The following is a 26533-nucleotide window of genomic DNA, read 5'->3' as shown; positions in this document are numbered from 1 at the left end:
ATGGAGAACGTACTGCGCCCCCTGTTCGTCGTCGGTGGCTCGGTCCTGCTCACCCTGGTCATCGGATTGCTGGTGGACCGGCTGCTCCGCCGCACCGCCGAGCGGCACCAGGAGACCCCGCTGTGGAGCCTGCTGCGCCGCTGCCGCGTGCCGTTGCAGGTCCTGCTGATCACGTCCCTGCTCAGAGGGACGTATCGGCAGACGAAGTGGTTCGACGAGCAGGAGGTCGCCGTCGGCCGGCTCCTCACCCTCGTCCTGATCGCCTCCGCCGCCTGGCTCGTGGTGCGGATCGCGACCGCCGTGGTGGAGTCCGCCTACGCGCGCTACGCGGCCACCAGCCGCGATCCGGCCCGGGTGCGCCGGGTGCGGACCCAGGTCACCCTGATCCAGCGGGTGGTGACCGCCGTGGTGGGCACGGTCGCGGTGGCCTCGATGCTGCTCACCTTCCCCGCGATGCGCACCGTCGGCACCTCGATGCTCGCCTCGGCCGGTCTGGTCGGCATCGTCGCGGGCATCGCCGCGCAGTCCACACTCGGCAATCTCTTCGCCGGATTCCAGATCGCCTTCGGCGACATGGTGCGGCTCGGCGACACCGTGGTGGTGGACGGCGAATGGGGCACCATCGACGAGATCACCCTGACCTTCCTCACGGTGCGCACCTGGGACGACCGGCGGATCACCATGCCGGTGTCGTACTTCACCAGCAAGCCGTTCGAGAACTGGTCGCGCGGCGGCGCGCAGATGACCGGCACGGTCTTTCTGCAGCTGGACCACAGCGCCCCGGTGCCGCAGATGCGCGAGAAGCTCCGCGAGATCCTGCACGACTGCAAGGCCTGGGACGGCCGGGACTGGGGCATCGCGGTCACCGACACCACACCGACCACGATGGAGGTACGGGCGGTCGTCACCGCGAAGGACGCGGACGACATCTGGACGGTGCGGGTGACGGTGCGCGAACAGCTCCTTGCCTGGCTGGCCCACGAGCACCCGTACGCCCTGCCGCGGGTGACCACGGCCGAGGCCGCGCCTCCGCCGAGCCGCTTCCACGAGGAGGAGACGCCCTCCGGCGGGGACGTGGGACGCACCGGCCGGGGCTGACCCGCCGCCCCCTCCGGCGGCGGCTCAGCGCATGCTGCGTACGTCGAGGTGGCGCAGCACCCGGTCGACGATCTCCGGGTCGCCGCCCGGCTCGTTGCGGGCGTCGAGGACCGCGTGCCGGGCTGCGGACATCATCTCGCCCTGGATCTGGCGGACCCGCTTGATCCGCTTCAGTCGCTCCTCCTGCGCGGCCCGCCGCTCGTCGCCGGGCATGTCCGGGCTGATCCTGAGCCCGATGTCGTAGGCCCTGCGCAGCAGTTGCTCGAGGACCTCGTCCGGCAGCTCCTCGACCTGTTCGATCTCCTTGAGCCGGGACTTCGCCGCCTTCGCGGCCCGGATGGCGAGATCCTTCTCGTACGCGGCCTCCGCCTCGGAGTCGGCGGCGACGCCCAGCTTCCGCACCAGCCAGGGCAGGCTGAGACCCTGCAGCACCAGCGTCGCCAGGATCACGCCGAAGGCGATGAAGATGAGCTCGTCGCGGTTCGGGAAGGGACCGCCGTCCTCCGTGGTGAGCGGGATGGCGAGCACCAGGGCCACGGATGCCACGCCGCGCATTCCGGACCACCACATGACGACCGTCTCGCGGACGCTGACCGGGATCTCCTCCTCGGCATTGCGCGCCTTGTGCAGCTTCTTCGCCAGCCAGGACGCCGGCAGCAGCCAGACGAGCCGTACCAGGACCACCACCGCGACGACGGCACCGGACCAGCCGAGCAGCTCGCCCCAGCGGCCCGACGCGGTGTCCATGGCGTTGTGCAGCTCCAGGCCGATCAGGCCGAAGGCGATGCCGGTGACCAGGGTGTCGACGACCTCCCAGAAGGTACGTCCGACGAGGCGGCCCATCACGTCGTCCGCGTCGGCCGCGTACTCGGCGAGGAACATCGCGGTGGTCAGGACGGCGAGGACGCCCGAGCCGTGCAGCTCCTCGGCGAGCACGTACGACACGAAGGGCACCAGGAGCGTGAGGCCCACCTGCAGGGTGGCGTCGCCGAGCAGTCCGATGAGCCGGTTGGCGGCCCAGCCGAGCCCGAGGCCGACGGCCACCGCGACGACGGCGGACAGGACCAGTTCGAGTGCGGCCTCGGAGATCGAGAAGGTGCCGCTGACGGCCGCCGCGATCGCCACGTGGTAGAGCACGATCGCGGTGACGTCGTTGAACAGGCCTTCGCCCTCGAGGATCGACACCAGGCGCCGGGGCAGGCCGAGTTGACCGGCCACCGCGGTCGCGGCCACCGGGTCGGGCGGCGCCACGAGCGCGCCGAGCGCCACCGCCGCCGCGATCGGAAGCCCCGGCACGATCGCGTGCGCGACGGCCGCGACGGCCGCGGTGGTGACGAAGACCAGGGCGACCGCGAGCAGCAGGATCGGCCGTACGTTGCTGGCGAACTGCCGCCAGGAGGTGCGCTGCACGGCCGCGTAGAGCAGCGGGGGCAGGACCAGCGGCAGGATGTACTCGGGCGGTACCTCGACATTCGGCACGGCCGGGATCAGGGCGAGGACGATACCGACGAGGGTCATCAGGACCGGGGCCGGGAGCTTCAGGCGCTCCCCCACCGGGACACTCAGCACCGCCCCGAGCAACAGCACGAACAGCAGTGCCAACTGGTCCACGGTCGGGGCCTCCGTACCTGTATCGCGTCACCTGTGGGGCGTCGCACGCTCGACGATCGGCGTCCAGCCTGCCATGCCACCCTCGCGAATCAGGCGATACCCCCCGGTGTTCGCCGTCCGGCGACCGGGCTACTGCGGTGCGTGACCGCCGAGCTGCTTGCGCATCGAGCGGTGCGGGATGCCCGCATCCGGGAACTCGGGCCCGTACGCGGCGTAGCCGAGCCGTTCGTAGAAGCCGAGTGCGTGGGTCTGGGCGTGCAGATCCACGGCGGTGAGCCCGCGCTCGGCCGCGGCCCGCTCGATCCCCGCGACGAGGGCGGCGCCGACGCCGAGGCCGCGGGCCGCTCCGGTCACCGCGAGCCGACCGAGCGAGCCGACCGCCGGGTCACCGCCGGTGCGGTCGGCCGCGTCCGGACCGTACAGCAGGCGGCCGGTGCCGAGCGGCGTACCCTCCGCGGTCTCGGCCAGGACATGCACGGTCGACGCGTCCTCGGCGTCGAAGGCGTCGTACTCCAGGGCCTCGGGGACTTGCTGCTCGGCGACGAAGACCTCCTTGCGCACTGCGAAGCAGGCCGTGCGGTCGGCTGGTCCGGACACCTCGCGCACCCGGAACTCCGCGGTCCCGGGCGCCCGTTCGCCGGCGTTCACTCGCTCTCCGCGCGCACCCGGTCGAGGGCCTGCTGCAGATCGTCGGGGTAGGCGCTCTCGTACTCGACCCAGTCGCGGCTGCCCGGGTGCTCGAAGCCGAGGCGCACCGCGTGCAGCCACTGCCGGGTCAGGCCGAGGCGCTTGGCGAGCGTCGGGTCCGCGCCGTAGGTCAGGTCGCCGGCGCACGGGTGGCGGTGCGCGGACATGTGGACGCGGATCTGGTGGGTGCGGCCCGTCTCCAGCTTGATGTCCAGGAGCGAGGCCGCACGGAACGCCTCGATCAGGTCGTAGTGCGTGACCGACGGCTTGCCCTCGGCGGTCACGGCCCACTTGTAGTCGTGCTGCGGGTGCCGGCCGATGGGGGCGTCGATGGTGCCGCTGAGCGGGTCCGGGTGCCCCTGCACCAGGGCGTGGTAGCGCTTGTCGACCGTACGCTCGCGGAATTGCTGCTTCAGCGAGGTGTAGGCGCGCTCGGACTTGGCGACCACCATCAGGCCCGAGGTGCCGACGTCCAGCCGGTGCACGATGCCCTGGCGCTCGGCGGCGCCGGAGGTCGAGATCCGGTAGCCGGCCGCCGCGAGACCGCCGATCACCGTGGTGCCGGTCCAGCCGGGGCTCGGGTGGGCGGCGACCCCCACCGGCTTCATGATCACCACGATGTCGTCGTCGTCGTGCACGATCTCCATGCCCTCGACGGGCTCCGCCACGACCTGGACGGGAGGCGCCGCCTGCGGCATCTCCACCTCGAGCCAGGCGCCGCCGTGCACCCGCTCGGACTTGCCCACGGCAGCGCCGTCGACCAGCACCTTCCCGGCGGCAGCCAGCTCTGCGGCCTTGGTACGGGAGAAGCCGAACATCCGGGAGATGGCGGCGTCGACGCGCTCGCCCTCCAGGCCGTCGGGCACGGGCAGGGTGCGGATCTCGGGAAGCGTGCTCACCCCACGAGTATGACCGACACCGACAGCGCTCCCGTACGCCAGGGCAGCGGCCGCCGGACGGGCCGGCGGTCAGTCCTTGTGCACGGTCCCGTCGGGGTCGAGGCCGCGGAACGAGAGCAGCACGATCAGGATGCCGCCGCAGACGATCGCCGAGTCCGCCAGATTGAAGACCGCGAAGCCCTTGGGGGCGATGAAGTCGACGACGGCGCCCTCGAAGACGCCCGGGGCCCGGAAGATGCGGTCGGTCAGATTGCCGAGCGCACCGCCGAGCAGCAGGCCGAGCGCGATGGCCCACGGCAGGCTGTACAGCTTGCGGGCGAGCCGCACGATGACGACGATCACGATGGCCGCGATGACGGTGAAGATGATGGTGAAGGCCTCGCCGAAGCCGAAGGCCGCGCCCGCGTTCCGGATCGCCTCGAAGCGGAGCCATTCGCCGATGATCTCGATCGGCTCGTGGTGCTCGAGCTTCGCCACCACCAGCATCTTGCTGACCAGGTCGAGGATGTACGCGAAGGCGGCCACGCCGAGCAGGATGGCGAGCCGGTGCTTGCCCTTGGGTGCCTCGCCCTCGGCCGCCTCGCCCTTCGCCTCTGCGCCGTCGCCGGTGCCTGCTTCTTCCTCGGGCACGGTGCTGCCCTCGGGACCGGGCTCGGCTTCGGTCTTGCTCTCGGGATCGGGCTCGGCTTCGGTCTTGCTCTCGGGCTCGGTCTTGCTCTCGGGATCACTCCTGGGGGCGGTCCGAGGCTGATCGGCCCCGTCCTGCGCGCCCGCGGCCTCGTCCCGCGCACCCGTCTCCGGCCGGCGAGCCCGCTCCGGCTCAGCACCGTCAACGTCCGACGTACCGATGATGCGCTCCGCCTCTGCCACGTGAGTCCCTCGACCTAGTTACCGACTGAGGATGAGGGTACGACACACCCCTGCGGCCGCTTCGCCGCCCGGCCGCCCCGGCCCACAGCACCGGTTCAACGCATCGCGCCGCCGCGTGGTTCCCCGCCGGACGACGGCATTCAACCCCAGGGGTACGCCCCCTGGGGCCCTCGGCCGCTGCTCTCAGTAGCGCCGCTCCTGCTTCTGCTTGCACTCGACGCACAGCGTGGCCCGCGGGAACGCCTGCATACGGGCCTTGCCGATCGGCTGCCCGCAGTTCTCGCAGAGGCCGTAGGTACCGGCGTCGAGCCGGCGCAGCGCCCGCTCGGTCTGCTCGAGCATCTCGCGGGCGTTGGCGGCCAGCGCCATCTCGTGCTCCCGCGTGATGTTCTTGGTGCCGGTGTCCGCCTGGTCGTCCCCGGCGCCGTCCCCGGAGTCCCGCATCAGGCCGACGAGCGATTCCTCGGCCGTCGAGATCTCGGTACGCAGCCGCTCCACCTCGCCGGCCAGTTCCGTACGGGCCTCGGCGACCTCCTGCTCGGTCCACGGGTCCTCACCGGGACGCACCGCGAGCTCACCCGGCCCGGCGGGGCTCTCCTCCCTCGCCGAAGGCACCGCCGATGCCGCCGTCGCCGTCCCTGGAGTCTTCTTAGCAACCACCGACCTGGCTCCCGTCGTCCCAGCGGCCTCGGCCGCATCGTCGGCGGCCGGCACTTCGGCCGCCCGCTCCTCGCCCGTGCCCGCGCCGCTCGCCGCGGCGCGGTCCTTGCCGGTCGCGCTCTTCGTCGTAGTGCCGCCCGTCGGGCCGTGGCCGGCCGCGGTCTTCTTGGCCGCCGCCTTCTTCGCCGCCGTCTTCTTGGCAGCTGTCTTCTTGGCCACCGTCTTCTTCGCGGGCGCTTTCTTCGCGGGCGTCTTCTTCGTGGCGGGCCCGTGCTCCCCGGCCGCGTCCCCGGCCTCGTGCGGGGCCGCCGACTTCTTCGCCGCTGTCTTCTTCGCCGAGGCCTCCTTGGCGGCGGTCTTCTTCGCCACCGCCTTCTTGGCGGTGGACTTCTTGGCACCGGCCTTCCCGACTCCGGCCTTCTGAGTACCGGCCCTCTCGGTACCGGTCTTCTTGGCAGTGGACTTCTTGCCGTGCACGTCCTTGGCCGCCGCGTCCGTGGTTTCGGTGGACTCCGACTGCTGTACGGCGGTCTTCTTCGCCACCATGGTCGCGGCCCCTTCACAATTTGTGATCTTGCTCGCGAATCGTGCTGGGACGATAAATCGACTTCACGCCCGCGGCAACGGGGCACGCCGCCCGATTCGCCCGCCTCGCCGGTGTCACGCGGCGGGCTTGCACACTGTGTGCCCAGCTCCCCGCCCGGTAATCCGACGGGCCACCGCACCGCCCGCGCACTCCGGCCTCGCGTGGCCATTCGGGTCACCCGAGCCCCGTCCTCCACGGGCTGCGTCCCGGCGTCCCGAAGCCGGAAATCCGGTGCGCGCCGGCACCCCTGGGCCCGTACACTGTGGGAGTCCCCAAGCTCCGGGACACCTCCCGACAGCAGCCGGGAGCCCGGGAGCGCGGGGACCAGCGAAAGGCGAGGACGGGGACGAGTAGCGTCCGTACGCAGCCAGGAGCGACCCGGGGACGGTGCGAGCCCGGGGGCAGGCGCGAGCGTGAAGATCACCCCGGAGCCGCCGGAAGAACGCCGCGGGATGCAGCAGCCCACAGCAGACGCAGCCCGCAGCCAGTAGACCCGGCATCGCGACCCCAATGAGGGGGTCCCCGGCGCCCGCGCGCCGGAGGGCCAAGGAGGGTGGTACCGCGGGAGCCCTGCAGAGCAGGGGCCTCGTCCCTCCGACGGAAGTCAGCAGTCCGCCGGAGGAAGTCGTTGAATACGCCGCCGCAGTACCGCCAGGTGCCCGCCCAGGTCGACCTGCCCGCCCTCGAGCACGCCGTGCTCGACTTCTGGGACGAGCAGAAGATCTTCGCCAAGAGCCTCGAGCAGTCCGAGGGCCGCCCGGAGTGGGTCTTCTACGAGGGCCCGCCCACGGCCAACGGCATGCCGGGCGCCCACCACATCGAGGCCCGCGTCTTCAAGGACGTCTTCCCCCGCTTCCGCACCATGCGCGGTTACCACGTCGCCCGCAAGGCCGGCTGGGACTGCCACGGCCTGCCGGTCGAGCTCGCCGTCGAGAAGGAGCTCGGGTTCAACGGCAAGAAGGACATCGAGGCGTACGGCATCGCCGAGTTCAACGCCAAGTGCCGCGAGTCCGTCACCCGCCACACCGACGCCTTCGCCGAGCTCACCCAGCGCATGGGCTACTGGGTCGACCTCGACGACGCGTACCGCACGATGGACCCCGAGTACGTCGAATCCGTCTGGTGGTCCCTGAAGGAGATCTTCAACAAGGGCCTGCTCGTCCAGGACCACCGCGTCGCCCCCTGGTGCCCGCGCTGCGGCACCGGCCTCTCCGACCACGAGCTGGCGCAGGGCTACGAGACGGTCGTCGACCCGTCCGTCTTCGTCCGCTTCCCGCTGACCTCCGGCCCGCTGGCGGGCGAGGCCGCGCTGCTCGTCTGGACGACGACTCCGTGGACCCTGGTGTCCAACACGGCGGTCGCGGCCCACCCCGAGGTGACCTACGTCGTCGCCACCGACGGCACCGAGAAGCTGGTCGTCGCCGAGCCGCTGGTGGAGAAGGCCCTCGGCGAAGGCTGGGAGCTGACCGGGGAGCGCTTCACGGGCGCCGAGATGGAGCGCTGGACGTACCAACGCCCGTTCGAGCTGGTCGAGTTCCCGGCCCCCGCACACTTCGTGGTCAACGCGGAGTACGTCACCACCGAGGACGGCACGGGCCTGGTCCACCAGTCCCCCGCGTTCGGTGAGGACGACCTCCTGGTATGCCGCGCGTACGGCCTCCCGGTGGTGAACCCGGTCCGCCCGGACGGCACCTTCGAGGAGGAACTCCCGCTCGTCGGCGGCGTGTTCTTCAAGAAGGCCGACGAGGCCCTCACCCAGGACCTGGCCGACCGCGGCCTGCTCTTCCGGCACGTCCCCTACGAGCACAGCTATCCGCACTGCTGGCGCTGCCACACCGCGCTCCTCTACTACGCCCAGCCGTCCTGGTACATCCGCACCACCCGGATCAAGGACCGGCTCCTGGAGGAGAACGAGCGGACGAACTGGTTCCCGGACTCCGTCAAGCACGGCCGCTACGGCGACTGGTTGAACAACAACATCGACTGGGCACTGTCCCGCAACCGCTACTGGGGCACCCCGCTGCCCATCTGGGCTTGCGAGGAGGGCCACCTCACCTGCGTCGGCTCGCGCGCCGAACTCACCGAGCTGACCGGCACCGACCAGTCCTCGCTCGACCCGCACCGCCCGTACATCGACGAGGTCACCTTCGACTGCCCGCAGTGCTCGGCCACGGCCACCCGCGTGCCGGAGGTCATCGACGCCTGGTACGACTCCGGTTCGATGCCCTTCGCGCAGTGGGGCTACCCGTACCGGAACAAGGAGCTCTTCGAGCAGCGCTACCCGGCGCAGTTCATCTCGGAGGCGATCGACCAGACCCGCGGCTGGTTCTACACGCTGATGGCCATCGGCACCCTGGTCTTCGACAAGTCCAGCTACGAGAACGTGGTCTGTCTCGGCCACATCCTCGCCGAGGACGGCCGCAAGATGTCCAAGCACCTGGGGAACATCCTGGAACCCATCCCGCTCATGGACCAGCACGGCGCCGACGCGGTGCGCTGGTTCATGGCGGCCGGCGGCTCGCCCTGGGCGGCCCGCAGGGTCGGCCACGGCACGATCCAGGAGGTCGTCCGCAAGACCCTCCTGACGTACTGGAACACGGTCGCCTTCCAGGCCCTGTACGCCCGCACCTCCAACTGGGCGCCCAGCGCGGCCGATCCGGCACCGGCCGAGCGCACGGTCCTCGACCGCTGGCTGCTCGGCGAGCTGAACACGCTGGTCGCCGAGTGCACCGACGCACTCGACGCCTACGACACCCAGCGCGCCGGCAAGCTCCTCTCCGCCTTCGTCGACGACCTCTCCAACTGGTACGTCCGCCGCTCCCGCCGCCGCTTCTGGCAGGGCGACAAGGCGGCCCTGCGCACGCTGCACGAGGTCGTGGAGGCGGTGACCCGGCTGCTCGCACCGCTCACTCCGTTCATCACCGAGCGGGTCTGGCAGGACCTGGTCGTACCGGTCACCCCGGACGCCCCGGAGTCGGTCCACCTCGCCTCCTGGCCCGAGGCGGACCCGGCGATGATCGACCCGGCGCTCTCCCGGCAGATGCTGCTCGTACGGCGCCTGGTGGAGCTGGGCCGTGCCACTCGCGCCGAGTCCGGCGTGAAGACCCGCCAGCCGCTGTCCCGCGCGCTGGTGGCGGTGGCCGGTTTCGACACTCTCGACGACGAGCTGCGCGCCCAGATCACCGAGGAGCTCAACGTCTCCTCGCTCGCCTCCCTGAGCGAGGTCGGCGGCTCCCTGGTCGACACCACCGCGAAGGCCAACTTCCGTACGCTCGGCAAGCGTTTCGGCAAGGGCGTCCAGGCCGTGGCGAAGGCCGTGGCCGAGGCGGACGCGGCCGCCCTGTCCCGCGCCCTGCGCGACGGCACGGCCTCCGTGGAGGTCGAGGGCGAGACGGTGACGCTCGGCGCCGACGAGGTGATCATCACCGAGACGCCGCGCGAGGGTTGGTCGGTGGCCTCCGACGCGGGCGCCACGGTCGCGCTCGATCTGGAGATCACCGAGGAGCTGCGCAGGGCGGGCCTGGCCCGTGACGCGATCCGCCTCATCCAGGAGGCCCGCAAGAACAGCGGCCTCGACGTCGCGGACCGCATCGAGGTCCGTTGGACCTCGATGTCGGAGGAGACGTCCTCGGCGCTGGCCGAGCACACGGCCCTGATCTCCGACGAGGTCCTCGCGGACTCCTTCACCAACTCCGAGTCCCCGGACGCCTCTTACGGCCCCGCGTTCACGGACGAGTCCTTGGCCCTGACCTTCCACCTCCGCAAGGCGTAGGGCCCCACGCCGGAGGGGCACATCCAGCCCCTCCGGCGTTTGAGGAGCGGGGTCCGGGGCGGAGCCCCGAGGCGGTCGCCCCGCTCGGGGGGCGCAGCAAAATGGCCGGGGGCCCGGGAAGTTCACACTCCCCAGGCCCCCGGCCAGAATCCGCCGACGCGCTACCGCGCGCTACGCGCTACTCAGTTGTCATCCTCGTCGATGAGGAATCCCCTCATCGGCGAAGGCGCCTGCTGCATCGGCTGCGGCCCCTGAGGCCGCACCGGCGCCATCGGCTGCGTCATCGCGGGAGCCATCTGCTGCTGCCCGCCGTACGACGCACCGCCACCCATCGAGCCGTTGTTCCCGCCCATGGACTGGTTGCCACCACCCATGGTGTGGCCACCGCCCATGGAGGGCGCACCCGCACCGGCCGGCGCCATCGAGGGCGACGGCGGCAGCGAGGCGGTCGCCGGCTGCCGCGGCGGCGCGAGCGAGTCGTCGGCCTGGGTCTCCAGCTGACGCAGCTGGCTCTCCAGGTAGGACTTCAGACGCGTCCGGTACTCGCGCTCGAATCCACGCAGGTCCTCGACCTTGCGCTCGAGCGTGGCACGGGCGGACTCCAGGGAGCCCATCGCGACGCGGTGCTTCTCCTGTGCGTCCCGCTCCAGGGCGTCGGCCTTGGCACGGGCGTCACGCTCGAGTCCCTCGGCACGCGAACGCGCCTCGCCCACAATCTTGTTGGCCTCGGAACGGGCCTCGGCGATCGCCTGGTCAGCGGTCTGCTGAGCGAGCGACAGTACGCGCGCGGCGCTGTCGCCACCGGGACCGCCCTGGCCGCCCTGCTGCTGGGGCAGCTGCTGCTGCGGTCCACCGGGACCGCCCATGGGGCCACCCATCGGGCCGCCGCCCTGCATGGGGCCACCCTGCGGGCCGGGACCCTGCGGACCGCCGGGACCGTGGCCACCGGGGCCGGGGGGCAGCTGCGGTGCGCCACCGGGAAGCTGCGGCGGCCCGCCCATCGGGTGCTGCTGCTGCGGCGGCACCGGCTGCGGTCCTGATATTGCAGCGGGCACCGGAGCGCCGGGACCACGCTGGTCCTGCGGCTCGGGCTTGCGCATACCGCCGCCCTGCTGCTGGTTCTGCGCAGCAGCACGGGTGGCGGCGGCCAGCTTGGCGCGCAGGTCCTCGTTCTCGCGGAGCAGGCGGGTCAGCTCTGCTTCCACCTCATCAAGGAAGGCATCGACCTCGTCCTCGTCATAGCCTTCTCGGAGACGGACGGTCGTGAACTGCTTGTTCCGCACGTCCTCGGGGCTCAACGGCATCTCTTCACCTCAACGTAGTCGTCGGCATTCGGCAAGAACGTAGTTGACATCGCGCTCACAGCCGGCTCACGACGGAGATCAGGATGTAGACGATGATCATCAGCACGAAGAAGGACAAGTCGAGCGCCACGCCCCCGAGGCGCAACGGCGGGATGAACCGCCGCAGAAGCTTGAGCGGTGGATCGGTGACAGTGTAGGTGGCCTCGAGTACGACCACCATCGCCTTGCCGGGTTGCCACGAGCGGGCGAACTGGAAGACGTAGTCCATGACCAACCGGAAGATCAGCACGATCAGGAAACACATCAGCGCGATGTAGAGCACTTCCCAGACAACGCTCATGACTCGCGCTTCCCTCTCCCCTGACTCTTGCCGTATCCGGTGTTGCGTCTCAGCTCTGGTTGAAGAACCCGCCCTCTGCGATGCGGGCCTTGTCCTCCGCCGTGACATCGACGTTAGCAGGCGACAACAGGAACACCTTCTGCGTCACTCGTTCAATGCTGCCATGCAGTCCGAAGACCAGACCGGCCGCGAAGTCGACAAGTCGCTTCGCATCCGTGTCGTCCATCTCCGTGAGATTCATGATCACCGGGGTGCCCTCACGGAAGTGTTCCCCGATGGTACGGGCCTCGTTGTACGTCCGGGGGTGCAATGTGGTGATGCGGTACGGCTCCCGCTCGGACACAACTTTGGGCATGATCACCGGTGCGTTCTTCTCCAGGCTCTGGCGTTCAGGTGTGATGGATGCCACGGGGGCGATACGTGCCGGACGTCCAATTTCGGCAGGCACGGGCGCGGACTGCGGCAGCGGTTCACGGGGGGCCGGCGCATGTACCTTTCGTGCCGGTTCCTCCTCCTGTACCGGATGCGGCTCATGCCGTCTGCGGTCCCGCTCGGGCTCCGGATCCAGCTCCGGTTCGAACTCGTCGTCGGGGTCGAATCCCCGGCCGTCGTAACCGTCGTCCTCCACGAGGCCGAGGTAGACCGCCATCTTGCGCATCGCGCCGGCCATTCTCTGAGTCCTCCGCTCTGTGGTGGATCCGCTGACTCCACCAAGTGTCCGCGATCCACACGGTCTCCCCACTGATCTGCGGGAATGACCATATTTTGTGCTGTGGTCCGACTTGCTTGGCGACGTTACCGGAGCCGGGGTCGGACTCCGAGGACCGCAGTACCGACGCGCACATGTGTCGCTCCGGCCGCCACGGCCTGCTCGAGGTCCGAACTCATCCCTGCTGACACCATGTTCGCAGCCGGATGGGCTGCGCGCAGGAGGGTTGAGAATTCCACCAGCCGCTCGAACGCCGCCTGTTGCCGATCGGCGAACGGCCCGGCGAGCGGCGCCACGGTCATCAGACCGCCGATCCGCAAACCGGGCGCATCCGCCACGAGTCCGGCCAACTCCTCGATGCCGTCCGGCGCCACACCTCCGCGCTCGCCACGGCCACCTTCGTCCGCATCCAGGGCGACCTGGATCAGACAGTCGAGTTCACGGTCCGCCCGCACCGCCGCGGCGGAGAGGGCGGACACCAGCTTCGGCCGGTCCACCGACTGCACCACATCGGCATAACCGACCACAGAACGCACCTTGTTGGTCTGCAATTGACCGACGAAGTGCCAAGTGAGAGGCAGATCCGTGCACGCGGCCGCCTTGGGTGCCGCGTCCTGGTCCCGGTTCTCCGCCACGTGCCGCACGCCGAGTTCCGACAGCAGACGCACATCGTCGGCCGGGTACGTCTTGGTGACCACGATGAGCGTCACCTCTTCCCGCTTCCGCCCGGCGGCCGCGCACGCCGAGGCGATGCGCTCCTCCACCTTCGCGAGGTTTGCGGCGATTTCTGCCTTACGGTCCGTCATGCCCCATCAATCCAGCCATACATAGCCCGCGAGCCGACCGGTGGTCCGATCACGGCGGTACGAGAAGTGGTCCGCGGATTCCCGGGTGCACACCGCGGAGAGCCTGCGGTCGCGAACCCCGAGCCGCTCCAACTGCGCGTCCACCCCGGCGGTCACATCGACCGCCGGAGTCCCCCAGCTGGTCTCGGCGTACGCCGCGGGCTCCACTTCGGCGACCTCGTCCCGCATCCGCTCGGGAACTTCGTAGCAACTGCCGCAGACCGCGGGCCCGGTGCGGGCGATGATCCGGTCCGGCCGCGCTCCGAGCCGCACCATGGCCTCGACCGCCGCGGGGACCACGCCCGCGATCATGCCGGGCCGGCCCGCGTGCGCGGCGCCCGCGATCTTCGCGACCGGGTCGGCGAGGAGTACAGGGGTGCAGTCCGCGGTGAGCACCGCGAGCGCGAGTCCGCGCCGGGCGGTCACCACCGCGTCCGTTCCGGGCACTTCGGACACTCCCCAGGGGGCGTCCACGGTGGCGACCTCGCGTCCGTGCACCTGGTTCATCCAGACCACGTGGTCCGGGTCGATCTCCAGGTGCTTCGCCACGAGTTCGCGATTGCTCAGTACGGCTTCGGGCTCGTCGCCCACCGCTCCGCCGAGGTTCAACTCCTCGTACGGAACGGCGCTCACCCCGCCCCACCTGTCGGTGAAGGCGAAGTGCGCGCCGTCCACGGTGTCGTGCGTCGCCGCTATGGGACGTGGCATTACTTCAGGAAGTCCGGGACATCCAGCTCTTCGGCCTGGCTGTCCTGGTACGGCCGGGCCGGCGGTACCTGCGGGGGCGTGACCGGCGCCGACGAGACCTCGTTCACCGGCGCGGGCTCGGGAGCCGACGCGGGAGCGGGCTCGTCCTGCGGCTCTTCGCGCGGGGTGACGCTGCCGAGCGCCCCGAAGGCGGGGCGGGACTCGGAGGGCCTGGCCGAGGAGGCCTGGCCGGCCTCCTCCCGCTTGGCCCCCGTGACTCCCGCCGCGCTCTCCCGCTTGTTCGGCGGCTGGCCGCCGTCGAAGCCCGCGGCGATCACCGTGACCCGCACCTCGTCGCCGAGGGCGTCGTCGATCACCGCGCCGAAGATGATGTTGGCTTCGGGATGCGCCGCTTCGCTGACCAGTTGGGCGGCCTCATTGATCTCGAAGAGACCGAGATCGGAGCCGCCGGAGATGGACAGGAGCACTCCGCGTGCCCCGTCGATCGAGGCCTCCAGAAGTGGCGAGGAGATCGCCATCTCCGCGGCGGCCACCGCGCGGTCGTCGCCGCGCGCCGAGCCGATGCCCATGAGGGCCGAACCCGCCTCGGACATCACGGACTTGACGTCGGCGAAGTCGAGGTTGATCAGGCCGGGGGTGGTGATCAGGTCGGTGATGCCCTGCACACCGGAGAGCAGGACCTGGTCCGCGGACTTGAACGCGTCGAGCACGCTGACCTGGCGGTCCGAGATCGAGAGCAGGCGGTCGTTGGGGATGACGATGAGGGTGTCGACCTCTTCGCGAAGTTCCGCGATGCCGTCCTCCGCCTGATTGGCGCGGCGGCGGCCCTCGAAGGTGAAGGGCCGGGTGACCACGCCGATGGTCAGCGCGCCGAGCGAGCGCGCGATATTGGCGACCACGGGGGCGCCGCCGGTTCCGGTGCCGCCGCCTTCACCGGCGGTGACGAAGACCATGTCGGCCCCCTTGAGGACCTCCTCGATCTCCTCGCGGTGGTCTTCGGCGGCCTTGCGACCGACCGCCGGATTGGCGCCCGCGCCGAGGCCACGGGTGAGTTCACGGCCGACGTCGAGCTTGACATCGGCGTCGCTCATCAACAGGGCTTGTGCGTCAGTGTTGATCGCGATGAACTCGACGCCCTTGAGACCAACCTCGATCATCCGGTTGATGGCATTGACACCACCGCCGCCGACACCGATGACTTTGATGACTGCGAGGTAGTTCTGCGGTGCTGCCACGTCGAAGGCCTCTCGCCTCGAGTTACGTGTCGCCGCCCGCCGTGCGTGCGCTGCGACGACTGATGCCGAATGGGACGGTCCGAACGCCGACCCGAACCCTAACGCTGAAGTTCAGGGTTACCAATGTGTCTGTTGCTGGATCTCGTCTGACCCTTCCGAACAGGACACTAAGTCGACAAGTGGCGCACGTTCAACGAACACGCCGAACCTCCCGTTTTTCTTTTCACCCTATGTGATCAGCCGTTGCGCTGACCAACCAGGGTGCTGGCCAGGAAGTATGTGCGTCAACTCCCTGATACCGCAGGGGCGGTGGGAGCCGATACATCGAAGTGCCGTGCCTTCGGCGCCGCTTTCAACAACGCGGTGAGCGTGGCACCCTTCGCGCGCCCCTTCTCGCTGCTGCCCCACTCGACCGTGCGCCCGGACTTCAACTCCAGTACGACGGAGTCATATGAACGCACTTTGACGGCTCGGGTGTCGCCGGCGATCGCGGATGGCAGATCGCCTGCGACCTTGACCGCTTCCCGCCGCAGCCGGTCGGTGCCGAATCGGCTCAGACTCGGCGACCGCTCGGCCGACAATTCGAGGAGCGGAACGCCTCGCGGTGCGCGGGGCACGGTGGCGAACCGCACGCCTGCGGCGTCCACTTCGATGAAGTTTCGGCCCTTTTTGATGAGCAGTACGGGCTTGCGTTCGGTCACCTTCAGACCGATTCCGTGCGGCCATGAACGCACGGCTTCCACCGACTCGATGCGCGGCAATTCCCGGCGCAGCCGGTCCTCAATGGCCCCTGTGTCGACGGAAATCAGCGGTGCGCCCACCGGCACGGCCGCCGCGTCCTTCACCTCCTGCGGAGTCAGTACGCCGGTGCCGGAGGTGCTGACGCGCTCGACCCGCAGCCACGGCGAGCCGTACAGCAGCCAACTCCCGCCGCCGCCCAGCAGAACGACGGCGATCAGGGCCACAACGAGGGCGCGCCGCGAGGGCAGGCGCAGGCGCCGCCCGGGAGCGGGCGGGCGGGGAGTGCGGACCGGGCTCGAGTCCCGCTGTCTGGTACCGCCCTTGACGGCGGTGGGTCCGGCCACACTCCCCTGCCTTCTCACGCCCTGTGGCGTGCCGCGATCGCCTCGTGGACCATGCCGACGAGGAGTTCGTCCGCGTCCCTGCGGCCGAACTCGGAGGCGGCCCGGGACATCTCGTACAGCCGGTGCGGGTCGGCGAGCACCGGCAGCACGTTGTGCTGGACCCACTCGGGGGTCAGTTCGGCGTCGTCCACCAGCAGTCCGCCGCCGGCCTTGACCACCGGCTGGGCGTTCAGGCGCTGTTCGCCGTTGCCGATGGGCAGTGGGACGTAGGCGGCCGGGAGTCCGACGGCGGAGAGTTCGGCGACGGTCATCGCGCCCGCGCGGCAGAGCATCATGTCGGCCGCGGCGTACGCGAGGTCCATCCGGTCCACGTACGGTACCGGGATGTACGGCGGCATTCCGGGCATGTTGTCGACGTGTGGCATCTCGTTCCGCGGGCCCACCGCGTGCAGGATCTGGATGCCGGAGCGCTGCAGGATCGGGGCGGCCTGCTGGACGACCTCGTTGAGCCGGCGCGCGCCCTGCGAACCGCCGGACACCAGGAGCGTCGGCAGGTTCGGGTCGAGCCCGAAGGCGGCGCGGGCCTCGGGGCGCACGCGCGCGCGGTCCAGGGTGGCGATGGTGCGGCGCAACGGGATGCCGATGTAGCGGGAGTTGCGCAGCTTGCTGTCCGGAGTGGAGACGGCGACCCCGGCCGCGTACCGCGAACCGATCTTGTTGGCGAGACCGGGGCGGGCGTTGGCCTCGTGGACGATGATCGGTACGCCCAGACGCTTGGCGGCGAGGTAGCCGGGCAGTGCCACGTAACCGCCGAAGCCGACCACGGCGTCCGCCTTGGTGCGCTCCAGGATCTGCTCGGCGGCCTTGATGGTGCCGCGCAGCCGCCCGGGCACGGTGATCAGCTCCGGGGTGGGTTTACGGGGCAGTGGCACGGCGGGAATCAGCGCGAGTTCGTAGCCGCGCTCCGGGACGAGTCGGGTCTCCAGGCCCTTCTCCGTGCCGAGGGCCGTGATCCCTACCGTCGGGTCCTGCCTCCGCAGGGCGTCCGCGAGGGCGAGCGCAGGCTCGATATGACCGGCGGTCCCCCCACCGGCGAGTACGACATGCACCGAAATTCACCGCTCTCCGGACGGTCGCGCCTTGGCACGCCGTCGCATCGTGTTCCATCTCACCGCGGCCCGCTTCCTGCCGAACAGCCGCTGCTGTCCGGCAAGAGCCGCTCTCGCCGTGGGTTCCTCCCGCGCGAACGCGATGAGCAGCCCGATGGCGAACATGGTCGGCAGCAGCGCGGACCCTCCGTAGGAGAACAGCGGCAGGGGCACCCCGGCGATCGGCAACAGGCCGAGCACCGCACCGACGTTGATCACGGCCTGGGCCGTGATCCACGTGGTCACACCTCCCGCTGCGTACCTCACGAAGGGGTCCTCCGTGCGTCCGGCCACGCGGATACCCGCATAGCCTAGAGCCGCGAAGAGGGCGAGTACCGACAGCGTCCCCGCGAGACCCAGTTCCTCCCCGGTGATCGCGAAAATGAAGTCGGTGTGCGGTTCGGGGAGTTGACCCCATTTTTCCACACTCGCACCCAGGCCGGAACCGAAGAATCCGCCTGACGCGAGGGCGTAGATCCCGTGCACGGCCTGCCAGCACTGGTCGCCGGGACCGGGGTCGGTGGCGGCGATGCAGGCGAGGCGCGACATCCGGTTCGGGCTGGTCCTGATCAGGATGAAGCCGATCAGGGCGGCCACCGAGAGCACCCCGGCGAACAGCCGGGTGGGCGCGCCCGCGAGCCACAACAGGCCGAAGAGCACGGCCGCGAGGATGATCGCGGTGCCCATGTCCCCGCCCAGCATGATCAGTCCGAGCAGCATGAAGGCCACCGGCACCAGCGGGACCAGCATGTGCTTCCACTGGGTCAGCAGCCGCTTGTCCTGCTTGCGGGCCAGCAGATCGGCGCCCCAGAGCACCAGGGCGAGCTTGCCGAACTCGCTGGGCTGCAGCTGGAAGGGGCCGCCCAGATAGATCCAGTTCTGGTTGCCGTTGACCGCATGCCCTATGCCCGGGACCTGCACCAGGATCATCAGGAAGACGCTCACCGCGAGCATCGGATACGCCAGTGCCCGGTGCAGTTTCACCGGCATCCGCATGGCCACGAGCAGCAGTACGGCCCCGATCACGGCGGCGGTGAACTGCTTGCGGAAGAAGTACGAGGCGGCCAGGTCGAGCTGCAGCGCCTGGATCATCGAGGCGGAGTAGACCATCACCAGGCCGAGCACGGTGATCAGCAGGCTGCTGCCCATGATCACGTAGTACGCCGTCAGCGGCCGGTCCCAGGCCCGGCGGGCCCTCGCGTACAGCCGCCGCAGCGGGTTGTCGGCGCCCCTGCGCGGTGCCGTGGGGCGCCGGGACGGTCCGCCCGGGGTGGCCGAGCGCCGTACGGCGCGTGCGGCCCTTGCATCGGCCGGCATGGTCGCTGTCCCCTCCAGTCGTGCCCGGCTCGGCCGGGCTTGGCCGACGGGCCCGCCACAGGGGGCTCGGGCGCCCGGTCAGGCGCTGCCGGCTCCGGCGGGCCCGGCGCCCTCGGCGGCGAGCGCGTGCACCGCGTCCGCGAAGGCCTCGCCGCGCTTGTTGTAGTTGACGAACATGTCCATCGACGCACAGGCCGGGGCCATCAGCACGGTGTCGCCAGGAGCGGCGAGCCGTGCCGCCTCCCGGACCGCGGCGGACATCGCCCCAGTGTCGGTCCGCTCCAGGTCGACCACCGGGACCTCCGGGGCGTGTCGCCCGAGGGCTTCGCGGATGAGGTGGCGCTCCTTGCCGATGAGCACGACGCCCCGCAGCCGGCCGGCCGCACCGCGCACCAGATCGTCGAACGAGGCGCCCTTGGCGAGTCCTCCGGCGATCCACACGATCGATTCGTAGGCGGCCAGGGAGGCCTCCGCGGCGTGCGGATTGGTGGCCTTGGAGTCGTCGATGTACGTGACTTCGGCGACCTCGGAGACCAGCTCGATGCGGTGCGGGTCGGGGCGGAAGGAGCGCAGTCCGTCGCGTACGGCGGTCGCCTCGACGCCGAAGGCGCGGGCGAGGGCGGCGGCCGCGAGGGCGTTGGCGACGTTGTGCGGGGCCGGTGGGCGTACGTCCGCGACCTCGGCGAGCTCCTGGGCCTGCTTCTGCCGGTCGGGCACGAAGGCCCGGTCGACCAGGAGGCCCTCCACGACGCCGAGTTGGGACGGTCCTGGGGTGCCGAGGGTGAAGCCGATGGCGCGGCAGCCCTCCTCGACGTCGGCCTCGCGGACCAGGTCCTCGGTGGCGGGGTCGGCGACGTTGTAGACGCAGGCGACCCGATTGCCCTCGTAGATACGGCCCTTGTCGGCGGCGTAGGCCTCCATGGAGCCGTGCCAGTCGAGGTGGTCGGGCGCGAGGTTCAGGACCGCGGCCGAGTGGGCGCGCAGTGAGGGCGACCAGTGCAGCTGGTAGCTGGAGAGTTCGACGGCGAGTACGTCGTAGGTCTCGTCGCCGAGCACCGCGTCCAGGAGCGAGACGCCGATGTTGCCCACGGCCGCGGTGCGCAGGCCGGCCGCCTCGAGGATCGAGGCGAGCATCCGTACGGTGGTGGTCTTGCCGTTGGTGCCGGTGACGGCGAGCCAGGGGGCGCTGTCCGGGCCGCGCAGGCGCCAGGCGAGTTCGACGTCGCCCCAGACCTCGATGCCGGCCCGCTCGGCCGCCGCGAACAGGGGCTTGTCGGGCTGCCAGCCGGGGGTGGTGACGATCAGCTCGGTGCCCTCCGGCAGGGTCGCGCCGTCGCCGAGCCGGACGGTGATCCCCTCGGCCGTCAACTCGGCGGCCTGGGCCCGGGAGCGCTCGTCGTCGCCGTCGTTGACGACGGTGACCTCGGCGCCGCGGGCGTGCAGCACCCGGGCGGCCGGGATCCCGGAGACGCCGAGTCCGGCGACGGTGACGCGCTTGCCCTGCCAGGTGCTCACTTCTCGGCCGCCCACCCTGCGTAGAAGAGGCCGAGTCCGACGATCACGCACATGCCCTGGATGATCCAGAAACGGACCACGACCAGGACTTCGGACCAGCCCTTGAGTTCGAAGTGATGCTGCAGCGGGGCCATCCGGAAGACGCGCTTGCCGGTGAGGCGGAAGGAACCGACCTGGATGACGACGGACATCGTGATGAGCACGAACAGGCCGCCGAGCAGGGCGAGCAGCAGTTCCGTACGGGAGCAGATGGCGAGGCCGGCGAGGGCGCCGCCGAGGGCGAGCGAGCCGGTGTCACCCATGAAGATCTTGGCCGGTGAGGTGTTCCACCACAGGAAGCCGAAGCAGGCGCCCATCAGGGCCGAGGCGACGACGGCGAGGTCGAGTGGATCTCGTACCTCGAAACAGGCCGCCGGGTTGGTCAGCGACTCCGCATTGACGCAGGACTCCTGGAACTGCCAGACGCCGATGAACGTGTAGGCGCCGAAGACCATCACCGAGGCACCGGTGGCGAGTCCGTCGAGACCGTCGGTCAGGTTCACGCCGTTCGACATCGCGAGGATCATGAACAGTGCCCATACGACGAAGAGCACCGGGCCGATGGACCAGCCGAAGTCCGTGACGAAGGAGAGTTTCGTCGAGGCGGGCGTATTGCCCTGTCTGTCGGCGAACTGCAGCGAGAGCACGGCGAAGGCGACGCCGACGATCAGCTGGCCCATCATCTTCGCCTTGGCCCGCAGACCGAGCGAACGCCGTTTGACGATCTTGATGTAGTCGTCGAGGAAGCCGACCAGACCCATCCCCGCCATCAGGAAGAGCACCAGGAGACCGGAAAACGCGGTCGGCTGACCGGTGATCAGCTTCGCGGCGAAGTACGCCACGATCGTCGCCAGGATGAAGGCGATGCCACCCATCGTCGGCGTACCGCGCTTGGCCGCGTGCTCGCGCGGGCCGTCGTCCCGGATGTACTGGCCGTAGCCCTTCTTGGCGAGGAGCTTGATCAGGAGCGGGGTTCCGACCAGGGTCAGGAAGAGCCCGATCACTCCCGCGAAGAGGATCTGCCTCATCGGCCGGCGACCTGCCCCTCTGCGGAAGCGGTGTCGAGCAGGGCGAGTGCCACCCGCTCGAGGCCCACCGACCTGGATGCCTTCACGAGTACGACGTCCCCCGGGCGCAGCTCGCTGCGCAACAGATCGACAGCCGCCTGTGCGTCGGACACGTGCACCGACTCCTCACCCCACGAACCCTCGTTGTATGCGCCCAGCTGCAGCCAGGACGCTTCCCTGCCCCCGACCGCGACGAGCTTGCTCACATTGAGCCGGACGGCGAGCCGTCCGACGGCGTCGTGCTCGGCGAGCGCGTCGTCACCGAGCTCGGCCATCTGACCGAGCACCGCCCAGGTGCGTCCCCCCTCGGCCGGCCGGCCCATCGCCACGAGCGCGCGGAGTGCGGCTCGCATGGACTCGGGGTTCGCGTTGTAGGCGTCGTTGACGACCGTCACGCCGTCCGCGCGCTCGGTGACCTCCATCCGCCAGCGGGACAGGTTGCCCGCCTCGCTCAGCGCGATGGCGATCTCGTCCGCGGACATGCCCAGTTCATGGGCGACGGCTGCCGCGGCGAGCGCGTTCGGCACGTGGTGCTCACCGTACAGGCGCATGGTCACGGCACTGCACCCGGTGGGTGTGCGGAGCGTGAAGGCCGGCTGTCCTTGATCGGTGAGCGTGACGTCCTCGGCGCGTACGTCCGCGTCGGGTGCCTCGCCGAAGAGGGTGACCCGCGCCTTGGTGCGCGAACTCATCGCGCGTACCAGGGGATCGTCGGCGTTGAGCACCGCGATGCCACCGTCCTCGGCGGACGGCAGAGCCTCGACCAGCTCGCCCTTGGCCTGCGCGATCTGCTCGCGGCCGCCGAACTCGCCGATGTGGGCGGTGCCGACGTTGAGTACCAGGCCGATGCGCGGCGGGGTCAGGTCGGTGAGGTAGCGGATGTGGCCGATGCCGCGGGCGCCCATCTCGAGGACCAGGTGCCTGGTTTCCTCGGTGGCGCGGAGCGCGGTGAGCGGCAGTCCGATCTCGTTGTTCAGGGAGCCGGGTGTCCACACGGTGGGCGCCTTGCGCTCCAGGAGCTGGGCGATCAGGTCCTTGGTGGAGGTCTTGCCCGCCGATCCGGTGAGCGCGACCAGGGTGGTGCCCAGGCGCGCGACGACGGCGCGGGCGAGCGCGCCTAGCGCCACCTCGACGTCGTCGACCACGATCGCGGGCACACCGAGCGGCCGGGTGGCGAGGACGGCCTCGGCCCCGGCGGCGACGGCGCGTTCGGCGAAGTCGTGGCCGTCGACGTGCTCACCGGCGAACGCGGCGAACAGGCCGCCCGGTTCGACCTGCCGGGAGTCGATGACCACGGCCCCGGTGACCCGGCGCCCGCTGTCCGGTATGTCGTGCGGCTGTCCGCCGACGACGGAGGTGATCTCGGCGAGGGAGAGGGCGATCACGGCTTCATCCCTGGTGGTTCTGGGCGGCGGCGCGGTGGCGGATGGCCTCGCGCAGCACCACACGGTCGTCGAAGGGGCGTACCACTCCGTTGATGTCCTGGCCCTGTTCGTGGCCCTTGCCGGCGACGAGGACGGTGTCCCCGGGCTGTGCGCGGAACACGGCCGAGGCGATGGCGGCGGCCCGGTCCTCGAAGACCTGGACGTCGCCGCGCTCGTGGACGGGGACCTCGGCGGCACCCGCGAGCATGGTGGCGAGGATCGCCAGCGGGTCCTCGGAGCGCGGATTGTCCGAGGTGAGTACGGCGGTGTCGGCGAGCCGGGCGGCGGCCGCGCCCATCGGCCCGCGTTTGGTGAGGTCACGGTCGCCGCCGCAGCCGAGGACGATGTGCACCCGGCCCTCGGTGACCTTGCGCAGCGCGCGCAGCACGGACTCGACGGCGTCGGTCTTGTGCGCGTAGTCGACCACGGCGAGGTACGGCTGCCCCTCGTCGACCCGCTCCAGACGGCCCGGTACGCCCGCGACCGAGGCGATCCCGTCGGCCGCGGTCTGCGGGTCCACTCCGGCGACGGCGAGGGCGACGATCGCGGCGAGGGTGTTGGCGACGTTGAAGGGGCCGGCCAGCGGAGACTTGGCGGCGATGCGCTGTCCGTCGGGGCCGACCGCGGTGAACGTACTGTCCATCGGGCCGACTTCGACGTCCTCGGCCCACCAGTCGGCGTCCGGGTGCCCCTCGGCGGAGAACGTGACGATCGGGACCGTCGCCTCCTTCACCAGGCGCCGGCCGTACTCGTCGTCGAAGTTGACCACCCCGAGCTTGGCGCGCTTGGGCGTGAAGAGCTGCGCCTTCGCCTGGAAGTAGTCCTCCATGTCGGAGTGGAATTCCATGTGCTCGGGGCTCAGGTTGTTGAACACCGCGACGTCGAAGACGCAGGCGTCGACCCGGCCGAGCACCAGTGCGTGGCTGGAGACCTCCATCGCGACCGACTCGACCCCGCGCTCGCGCATCACGGCGAACAGGGCCTGCAGATCGGTGGCTTCGGGGGTGGTGCGCTCCGACTTGATGCGTTCGTCGCCGATGCGCATCTCGACGGTGCCGATGAGCCCGGTGCGGTGGCCGGCCGCCTGCAGGCCGCCCTCGACGAGATACGCCGTGGTGGTCTTGCCGGAGGTGCCGGTGATGCCGAGCTGCAGCAGATCGTGTCCGGGGTTCCCGTAGACCGTGGCCGCGATCTCGCCCATCCGGCCGCGGGGGTCGCCCACGACGAGGACCGGGAGTCCGGTGGCGGCGGCGCGGTCCCAGCCCGCCGGGTCGGTGAGGATCCCGGCGGCGCCGAGGTCGGCGGCCTGCGCGGCGAAGTCGGCGCCGTGGAAGCGGGCGCCGGGCAGGGCCGCGTAGATGTCTCCGGGGCGGACGGCGCGCGAGTCGTGGGTGATGCCCGTGACCGCCGCATCGCCGGCCGCGTCGACTCCCAGCTGCTCGGCGAGGGCCTGGAAGGTGCTGGCCGTGACCCGCTCGGGCCTGGGCGGTCCCGGGTAGGTCACGGGAGCGTCCTTCTGGGTGGTTTGGGACTGATCAGCTTGTGGCACGGCGGTGAGCGTACCCGGCGCACCCGGCCCGGTCCTAAATGAGGTGGGCTCCGGCGCAGTGCCGACGGCGGAGCGGCGCGGCTCTGCCGCGTCGGGGGGAAGCGTAGTCACAGAGGTACCTGTTCAGTCTTCTTTGTCGAAGGTCACCGGCAGGCCCGGGGCCTTGGCACCGGTCGGGGGGACTTGGAGGGTCTTCAGTGCGAATTCCATGACCTGCTTGTAGATGGGTGCGCACAGCTGTCCGCCGAAGTAGTCGCCCTTGGTCGGGTTCTGTACGGCGCAGTAGACGGCGATACGTGGCTTGTCGGCCGGTGCGAATCCGGCGAAGGACGAGGTGTAGCCCTTGTAGCGGCCGGTCTCGGGGTCCACCCGGTTGGCCGTGCCGGTCTTGCCCGCCACCCGGTAGCCGTCGATCTCCGCCTTCCGGCCGGTGCCGCCTTCGTCGTCGACGACGGCCTGCAGCATCTTCGAGAGCGTCTGTGCCGTCTTCTCGCTGACGACCCGGCTCTGCTTCGGTTTCTCGGACGGTGCGAACTTGCCGTCGGCGCCCTTGGAGCCGCGCACCAGGCTCGGCTCCACCCGTACGCCGCCGTTGGCGACGGTCGAGTACAGCGAGACGGCCTGGACGGCGTTGACCGAGAAGCCCTGTCCGAAGGGCACGGTGTACTGCGTGGACGTGGACCAGTCGTCCGGCTTGTGCAGGATGCCGGAGGTCTCGCCGGGGAAGCCGAGTCCGGTGGGACGGCCGAAACCGAACTTGCGCAGATACGAGTGCAGGACCTTGTTCGCCTCGGCCTGGGTCTTGCCGAGCTGCTGGGTGGCGAGGATGGTGCCGATGTTGCTGGACTTCGCCAGGACGCCGGTGAGGGTGAGGTACCAGGTGGGGTGGTCGACGTCGTCCTTGAAGAGCCGGTCGCCGCGGTGCAGCCGGTTGGGCACGGTCACATGGGTGCCGGGCGTGGCCGCGTTCTCCTCGAGCACGGCGGCCATGGAGGCGAGCTTGGTGGTGGAGCCCGGTTCGAAGGCGTCGTGCAGGGCGGCATTGCCCAGGTGCGAGGGGTCCGCCTTGCCGAGGTCGTTGGGGTCGAAGCCCGGTGCGTTGGCGAGGGCCAGGAGCTCCCCGGTCTTCGTGTCCTGGACGACGACGTAGCCGCGGTCGGCCTTGGACTTGCGCACCTGCGCGTCGATGGCCTTCTGCGCGGTCCACTGGATGTCCCGGTCGATGGTCAGCTCGATGTCGGAGCCCGGTACGGCGGGCTTCTCGTTGCCGCCCGCGGTGGGCACCCGGCGGCCGCCGGACTGGGCGTAGGTGATCCTGCCGTCCTGGCCGGCCAGCTCCTCGTTCAGCATGGCCTCGATGCCGCCGCCGCCCTTGCCCTCGGCGTTGACCCAGCCCAGTATTCCGGCGCCCAGGTCTCCGTTCGGATAGAGGCGTTTACTGCTCGGCTCCTGGAAGACGCCGGCGAGCACGCTGCCGGTGCCCGCCTTCTGCGCCTTCTCCGCCAGGGTCGCCTTGAGGTCCTTGATCTGCTTCCACACCTGCGGGGTCTGCCGGCGTGCAAGCAGTGCGTACCGGCTGTCGGCCTTCTTGAGCTTCTTGGTCAGGGTGGCGGCGTCCCCGCCGAGGATCGGGGCGAGCAGCGCGGCCGCCTGCTCGGGCGCGTCCTCGACCTTGGTGTGCTTCGGCGTGAAGAGCGACGGGTCGGCGGTGACGTCGTACGCGTCGACGCTGATGGCGAGTTCGGAGCCGTTGCGGTCGGTGATGCCGCCCCGCTCGGCGGCGAGCGTGGTGCGGATGACCCGGTTCTTCTCCGCCTTGGCCGCGTAGGCGCCGGCGTCGACGGCCTGCACCTGCAGGAGGCGTCCGACGAAGACCAGCATCACCAAGGCGAGGCCCAGACTGACCAGGCGCAGGCGCGGACGCGGGCTGCCGAGCCGGATGGTACGGGGCCGGGGTACGGGCCGGGGCCGGCGCGCAGCAGGCCGGCCGGCAGAGCCGGGCCTCGGACGCTGGGGCTTCGCGGGCCCGGGCACACGTCGCCGCGGTGGCTGCCTGTCGGTCACG

Annotated in this window: 21 protein-coding genes; 2 read left to right on the top strand and 19 right to left on the bottom strand. The window is 70.4% G+C overall.

Annotated elements, in window-relative coordinates:
* A complete protein-coding gene (locus DY218_RS27000) occupies positions 1 to 1098 on the top strand; it encodes a mechanosensitive ion channel family protein (RefSeq protein WP_128558738.1) in 1098 nt (365 codons plus the stop codon).
* A 24-nt stretch (positions 1099 to 1122) separates the two neighbouring features.
* Here the strand turns inward: DY218_RS27000 and DY218_RS26995 are convergent, their stop codons facing one another.
* The 5 genes from DY218_RS26995 to DY218_RS26975 all read right to left on the bottom strand — a co-directional run bounded on the left by DY218_RS26995 (position 1123) and on the right by DY218_RS26975 (position 6371).
* Positions 1123 to 2709, bottom strand: a complete 1587-nt coding sequence (locus DY218_RS26995; RefSeq protein WP_128558737.1) for a Na+/H+ antiporter — start codon at positions 2707 to 2709, stop codon at positions 1123 to 1125.
* A gap of 129 nt (positions 2710 to 2838) precedes the next feature.
* Entirely contained in the window at positions 2839 to 3357 is a 519-nt protein-coding gene (locus DY218_RS26990; RefSeq protein WP_128558736.1) for a GNAT family N-acetyltransferase, read from the bottom strand.
* A complete protein-coding gene (locus tag DY218_RS26985) occupies positions 3354 to 4295 on the bottom strand; it encodes an RluA family pseudouridine synthase (protein WP_128558735.1) in 942 nt (313 codons plus the stop codon). The genes DY218_RS26990 and DY218_RS26985 overlap by 4 nt, the downstream gene beginning before the upstream one ends.
* A gap of 69 nt (positions 4296 to 4364) precedes the next feature.
* Positions 4365 to 4925 (bottom strand): signal peptidase II, encoded by a 561-nt coding sequence (gene lspA / locus DY218_RS26980; protein WP_128558821.1) that lies wholly within the window; start codon positions 4923 to 4925, stop codon positions 4365 to 4367.
* Positions 4926 to 5348: 423 nt separating this feature from the next.
* Positions 5349 to 6371, bottom strand: a complete 1023-nt coding sequence (locus DY218_RS26975) for a TraR/DksA family transcriptional regulator (RefSeq protein ID WP_128558734.1) — start codon at positions 6369 to 6371, stop codon at positions 5349 to 5351.
* Between the two features lie 668 nt (positions 6372 to 7039).
* On the opposite strand from DY218_RS26975, the gene ileS reads away from it, so the two are divergent.
* The gene (gene ileS / locus DY218_RS26970; RefSeq protein WP_128558733.1) at positions 7040 to 10183 is read left to right on the top strand and encodes an isoleucine--tRNA ligase; all 3144 of its coding nucleotides are present in this window, start codon (positions 7040 to 7042) and stop codon (positions 10181 to 10183) included.
* 182 nt (positions 10184 to 10365) lie between these two features.
* Here ileS and DY218_RS26965 read toward each other — a convergent pair whose 3' ends face one another.
* The 14 genes from DY218_RS26965 to DY218_RS26895 all read right to left on the bottom strand — a co-directional run bounded on the left by DY218_RS26965 (position 10366) and on the right by DY218_RS26895 (position 26532).
* Positions 10366 to 11487 carry a DivIVA domain-containing protein gene (locus tag DY218_RS26965; RefSeq protein ID WP_128558732.1) on the bottom strand — a complete coding sequence of 374 codons (1122 nt, stop codon included), beginning with the start codon at positions 11485 to 11487 and terminating at the stop codon, positions 10366 to 10368.
* Positions 11488 to 11542: 55 nt separating this feature from the next.
* Complete coding sequence (locus DY218_RS26960) at positions 11543 to 11827, bottom strand: YggT family protein (RefSeq protein ID WP_119289398.1); 285 nt, start codon at positions 11825 to 11827, stop codon at positions 11543 to 11545.
* A gap of 49 nt (positions 11828 to 11876) precedes the next feature.
* Positions 11877 to 12497, bottom strand: a complete 621-nt coding sequence (locus DY218_RS26955; protein ID WP_128558731.1) for a cell division protein SepF — start codon at positions 12495 to 12497, stop codon at positions 11877 to 11879.
* A 125-nt stretch (positions 12498 to 12622) separates the two neighbouring features.
* Positions 12623 to 13342, bottom strand: a complete 720-nt coding sequence (locus DY218_RS26950) for a YggS family pyridoxal phosphate-dependent enzyme (protein WP_128558730.1) — start codon at positions 13340 to 13342, stop codon at positions 12623 to 12625.
* Positions 13343 to 13348: 6 nt separating this feature from the next.
* A complete protein-coding gene (gene pgeF / locus DY218_RS26945) occupies positions 13349 to 14089 on the bottom strand; it encodes a peptidoglycan editing factor PgeF (RefSeq protein WP_128558729.1) in 741 nt (246 codons plus the stop codon).
* A complete protein-coding gene (gene ftsZ, locus DY218_RS26940; protein WP_128558728.1) occupies positions 14089 to 15324 on the bottom strand; it encodes a cell division protein FtsZ in 1236 nt (411 codons plus the stop codon). The genes pgeF and ftsZ overlap by 1 nt, the downstream gene beginning before the upstream one ends.
* A gap of 284 nt (positions 15325 to 15608) precedes the next feature.
* On the bottom strand, positions 15609 to 16409 hold the full coding sequence (locus tag DY218_RS26930; protein WP_128558727.1) for a cell division protein FtsQ/DivIB: 801 nt from the start codon (positions 16407 to 16409) through the stop codon (positions 15609 to 15611).
* 14 nt (positions 16410 to 16423) lie between these two features.
* The gene (gene murG, locus DY218_RS26925; protein ID WP_128558726.1) at positions 16424 to 17518 is read right to left on the bottom strand and encodes an undecaprenyldiphospho-muramoylpentapeptide beta-N-acetylglucosaminyltransferase; all 1095 of its coding nucleotides are present in this window, start codon (positions 17516 to 17518) and stop codon (positions 16424 to 16426) included.
* 6 nt (positions 17519 to 17524) lie between these two features.
* Positions 17525 to 18874, bottom strand: coding sequence for a putative lipid II flippase FtsW (ftsW, locus tag DY218_RS26920; RefSeq protein ID WP_128558725.1), 1350 nt, complete (start codon positions 18872 to 18874; stop codon positions 17525 to 17527).
* Positions 18875 to 18952: 78 nt separating this feature from the next.
* Entirely contained in the window at positions 18953 to 20389 is a 1437-nt protein-coding gene (murD, locus tag DY218_RS26915) for a UDP-N-acetylmuramoyl-L-alanine--D-glutamate ligase (protein ID WP_128558724.1), read from the bottom strand.
* Positions 20386 to 21456 carry a phospho-N-acetylmuramoyl-pentapeptide-transferase gene (gene mraY, locus DY218_RS26910; protein ID WP_128558723.1) on the bottom strand — a complete coding sequence of 357 codons (1071 nt, stop codon included), beginning with the start codon at positions 21454 to 21456 and terminating at the stop codon, positions 20386 to 20388. Before mraY ends, murD begins: the two co-directional genes overlap by 4 nt.
* Positions 21453 to 22880: a UDP-N-acetylmuramoyl-tripeptide--D-alanyl-D-alanine ligase gene (locus DY218_RS26905; RefSeq protein ID WP_128558722.1), complete on the bottom strand. Its 1428-nt coding sequence runs from the start codon at positions 22878 to 22880 to the stop codon at positions 21453 to 21455. The genes mraY and DY218_RS26905 overlap by 4 nt, the downstream gene beginning before the upstream one ends.
* A 4-nt stretch (positions 22881 to 22884) precedes the next feature.
* Complete coding sequence (locus DY218_RS26900) at positions 22885 to 24579, bottom strand: UDP-N-acetylmuramoyl-L-alanyl-D-glutamate--2,6-diaminopimelate ligase (protein ID WP_128558721.1); 1695 nt, start codon at positions 24577 to 24579, stop codon at positions 22885 to 22887.
* A 12-nt stretch (positions 24580 to 24591) separates the two neighbouring features.
* On the bottom strand, positions 24592 to 26532 hold the full coding sequence (locus DY218_RS26895; RefSeq protein WP_128558720.1) for a peptidoglycan D,D-transpeptidase FtsI family protein: 1941 nt from the start codon (positions 26530 to 26532) through the stop codon (positions 24592 to 24594).
* Between the last annotated feature and the right edge of the window lies 1 nt (position 26533).

This window comes from Streptomyces triticagri (assembly GCF_003429565.1).
Taxonomy (GTDB): Bacteria; Actinomycetota; Actinomycetes; order Streptomycetales; family Streptomycetaceae; genus Streptomyces; species Streptomyces triticagri.
Note: the sequence above shows the minus strand (reverse complement) of the source record. Positions and strands in the feature narration are given on the sequence as shown.

Coding starts and splice junctions, on each gene's coding strand:
- DY218_RS27000 (WP_128558738.1), top strand. CDS start 1: ATGGAGAACGTACTGCGCCCCCTGTTCGTCGTCGGTGGCTCGGTCCTG.
- DY218_RS26975 (WP_128558734.1), bottom strand. CDS start 6,371: ATGGTGGCGAAGAAGACCGCCGTACAGCAGTCGGAGTCCACCGAAACC.
- DY218_RS26965 (WP_128558732.1), bottom strand. CDS start 11,487: ATGCCGTTGAGCCCCGAGGACGTGCGGAACAAGCAGTTCACGACCGTC.
- DY218_RS26960 (WP_119289398.1), bottom strand. CDS start 11,827: ATGAGCGTTGTCTGGGAAGTGCTCTACATCGCGCTGATGTGTTTCCTG.
- DY218_RS26955 (WP_128558731.1), bottom strand. CDS start 12,497: ATGGCCGGCGCGATGCGCAAGATGGCGGTCTACCTCGGCCTCGTGGAG.
- DY218_RS26950 (WP_128558730.1), bottom strand. CDS start 13,342: ATGACGGACCGTAAGGCAGAAATCGCCGCAAACCTCGCGAAGGTGGAG.
- pgeF (WP_128558729.1), bottom strand. CDS start 14,089: ATGCCACGTCCCATAGCGGCGACGCACGACACCGTGGACGGCGCGCAC.
- ftsW (WP_128558725.1), bottom strand. CDS start 18,874: ATGCCGGCCGATGCAAGGGCCGCACGCGCCGTACGGCGCTCGGCCACC.
- mraY (WP_128558723.1), bottom strand. CDS start 21,456: ATGAGGCAGATCCTCTTCGCGGGAGTGATCGGGCTCTTCCTGACCCTG.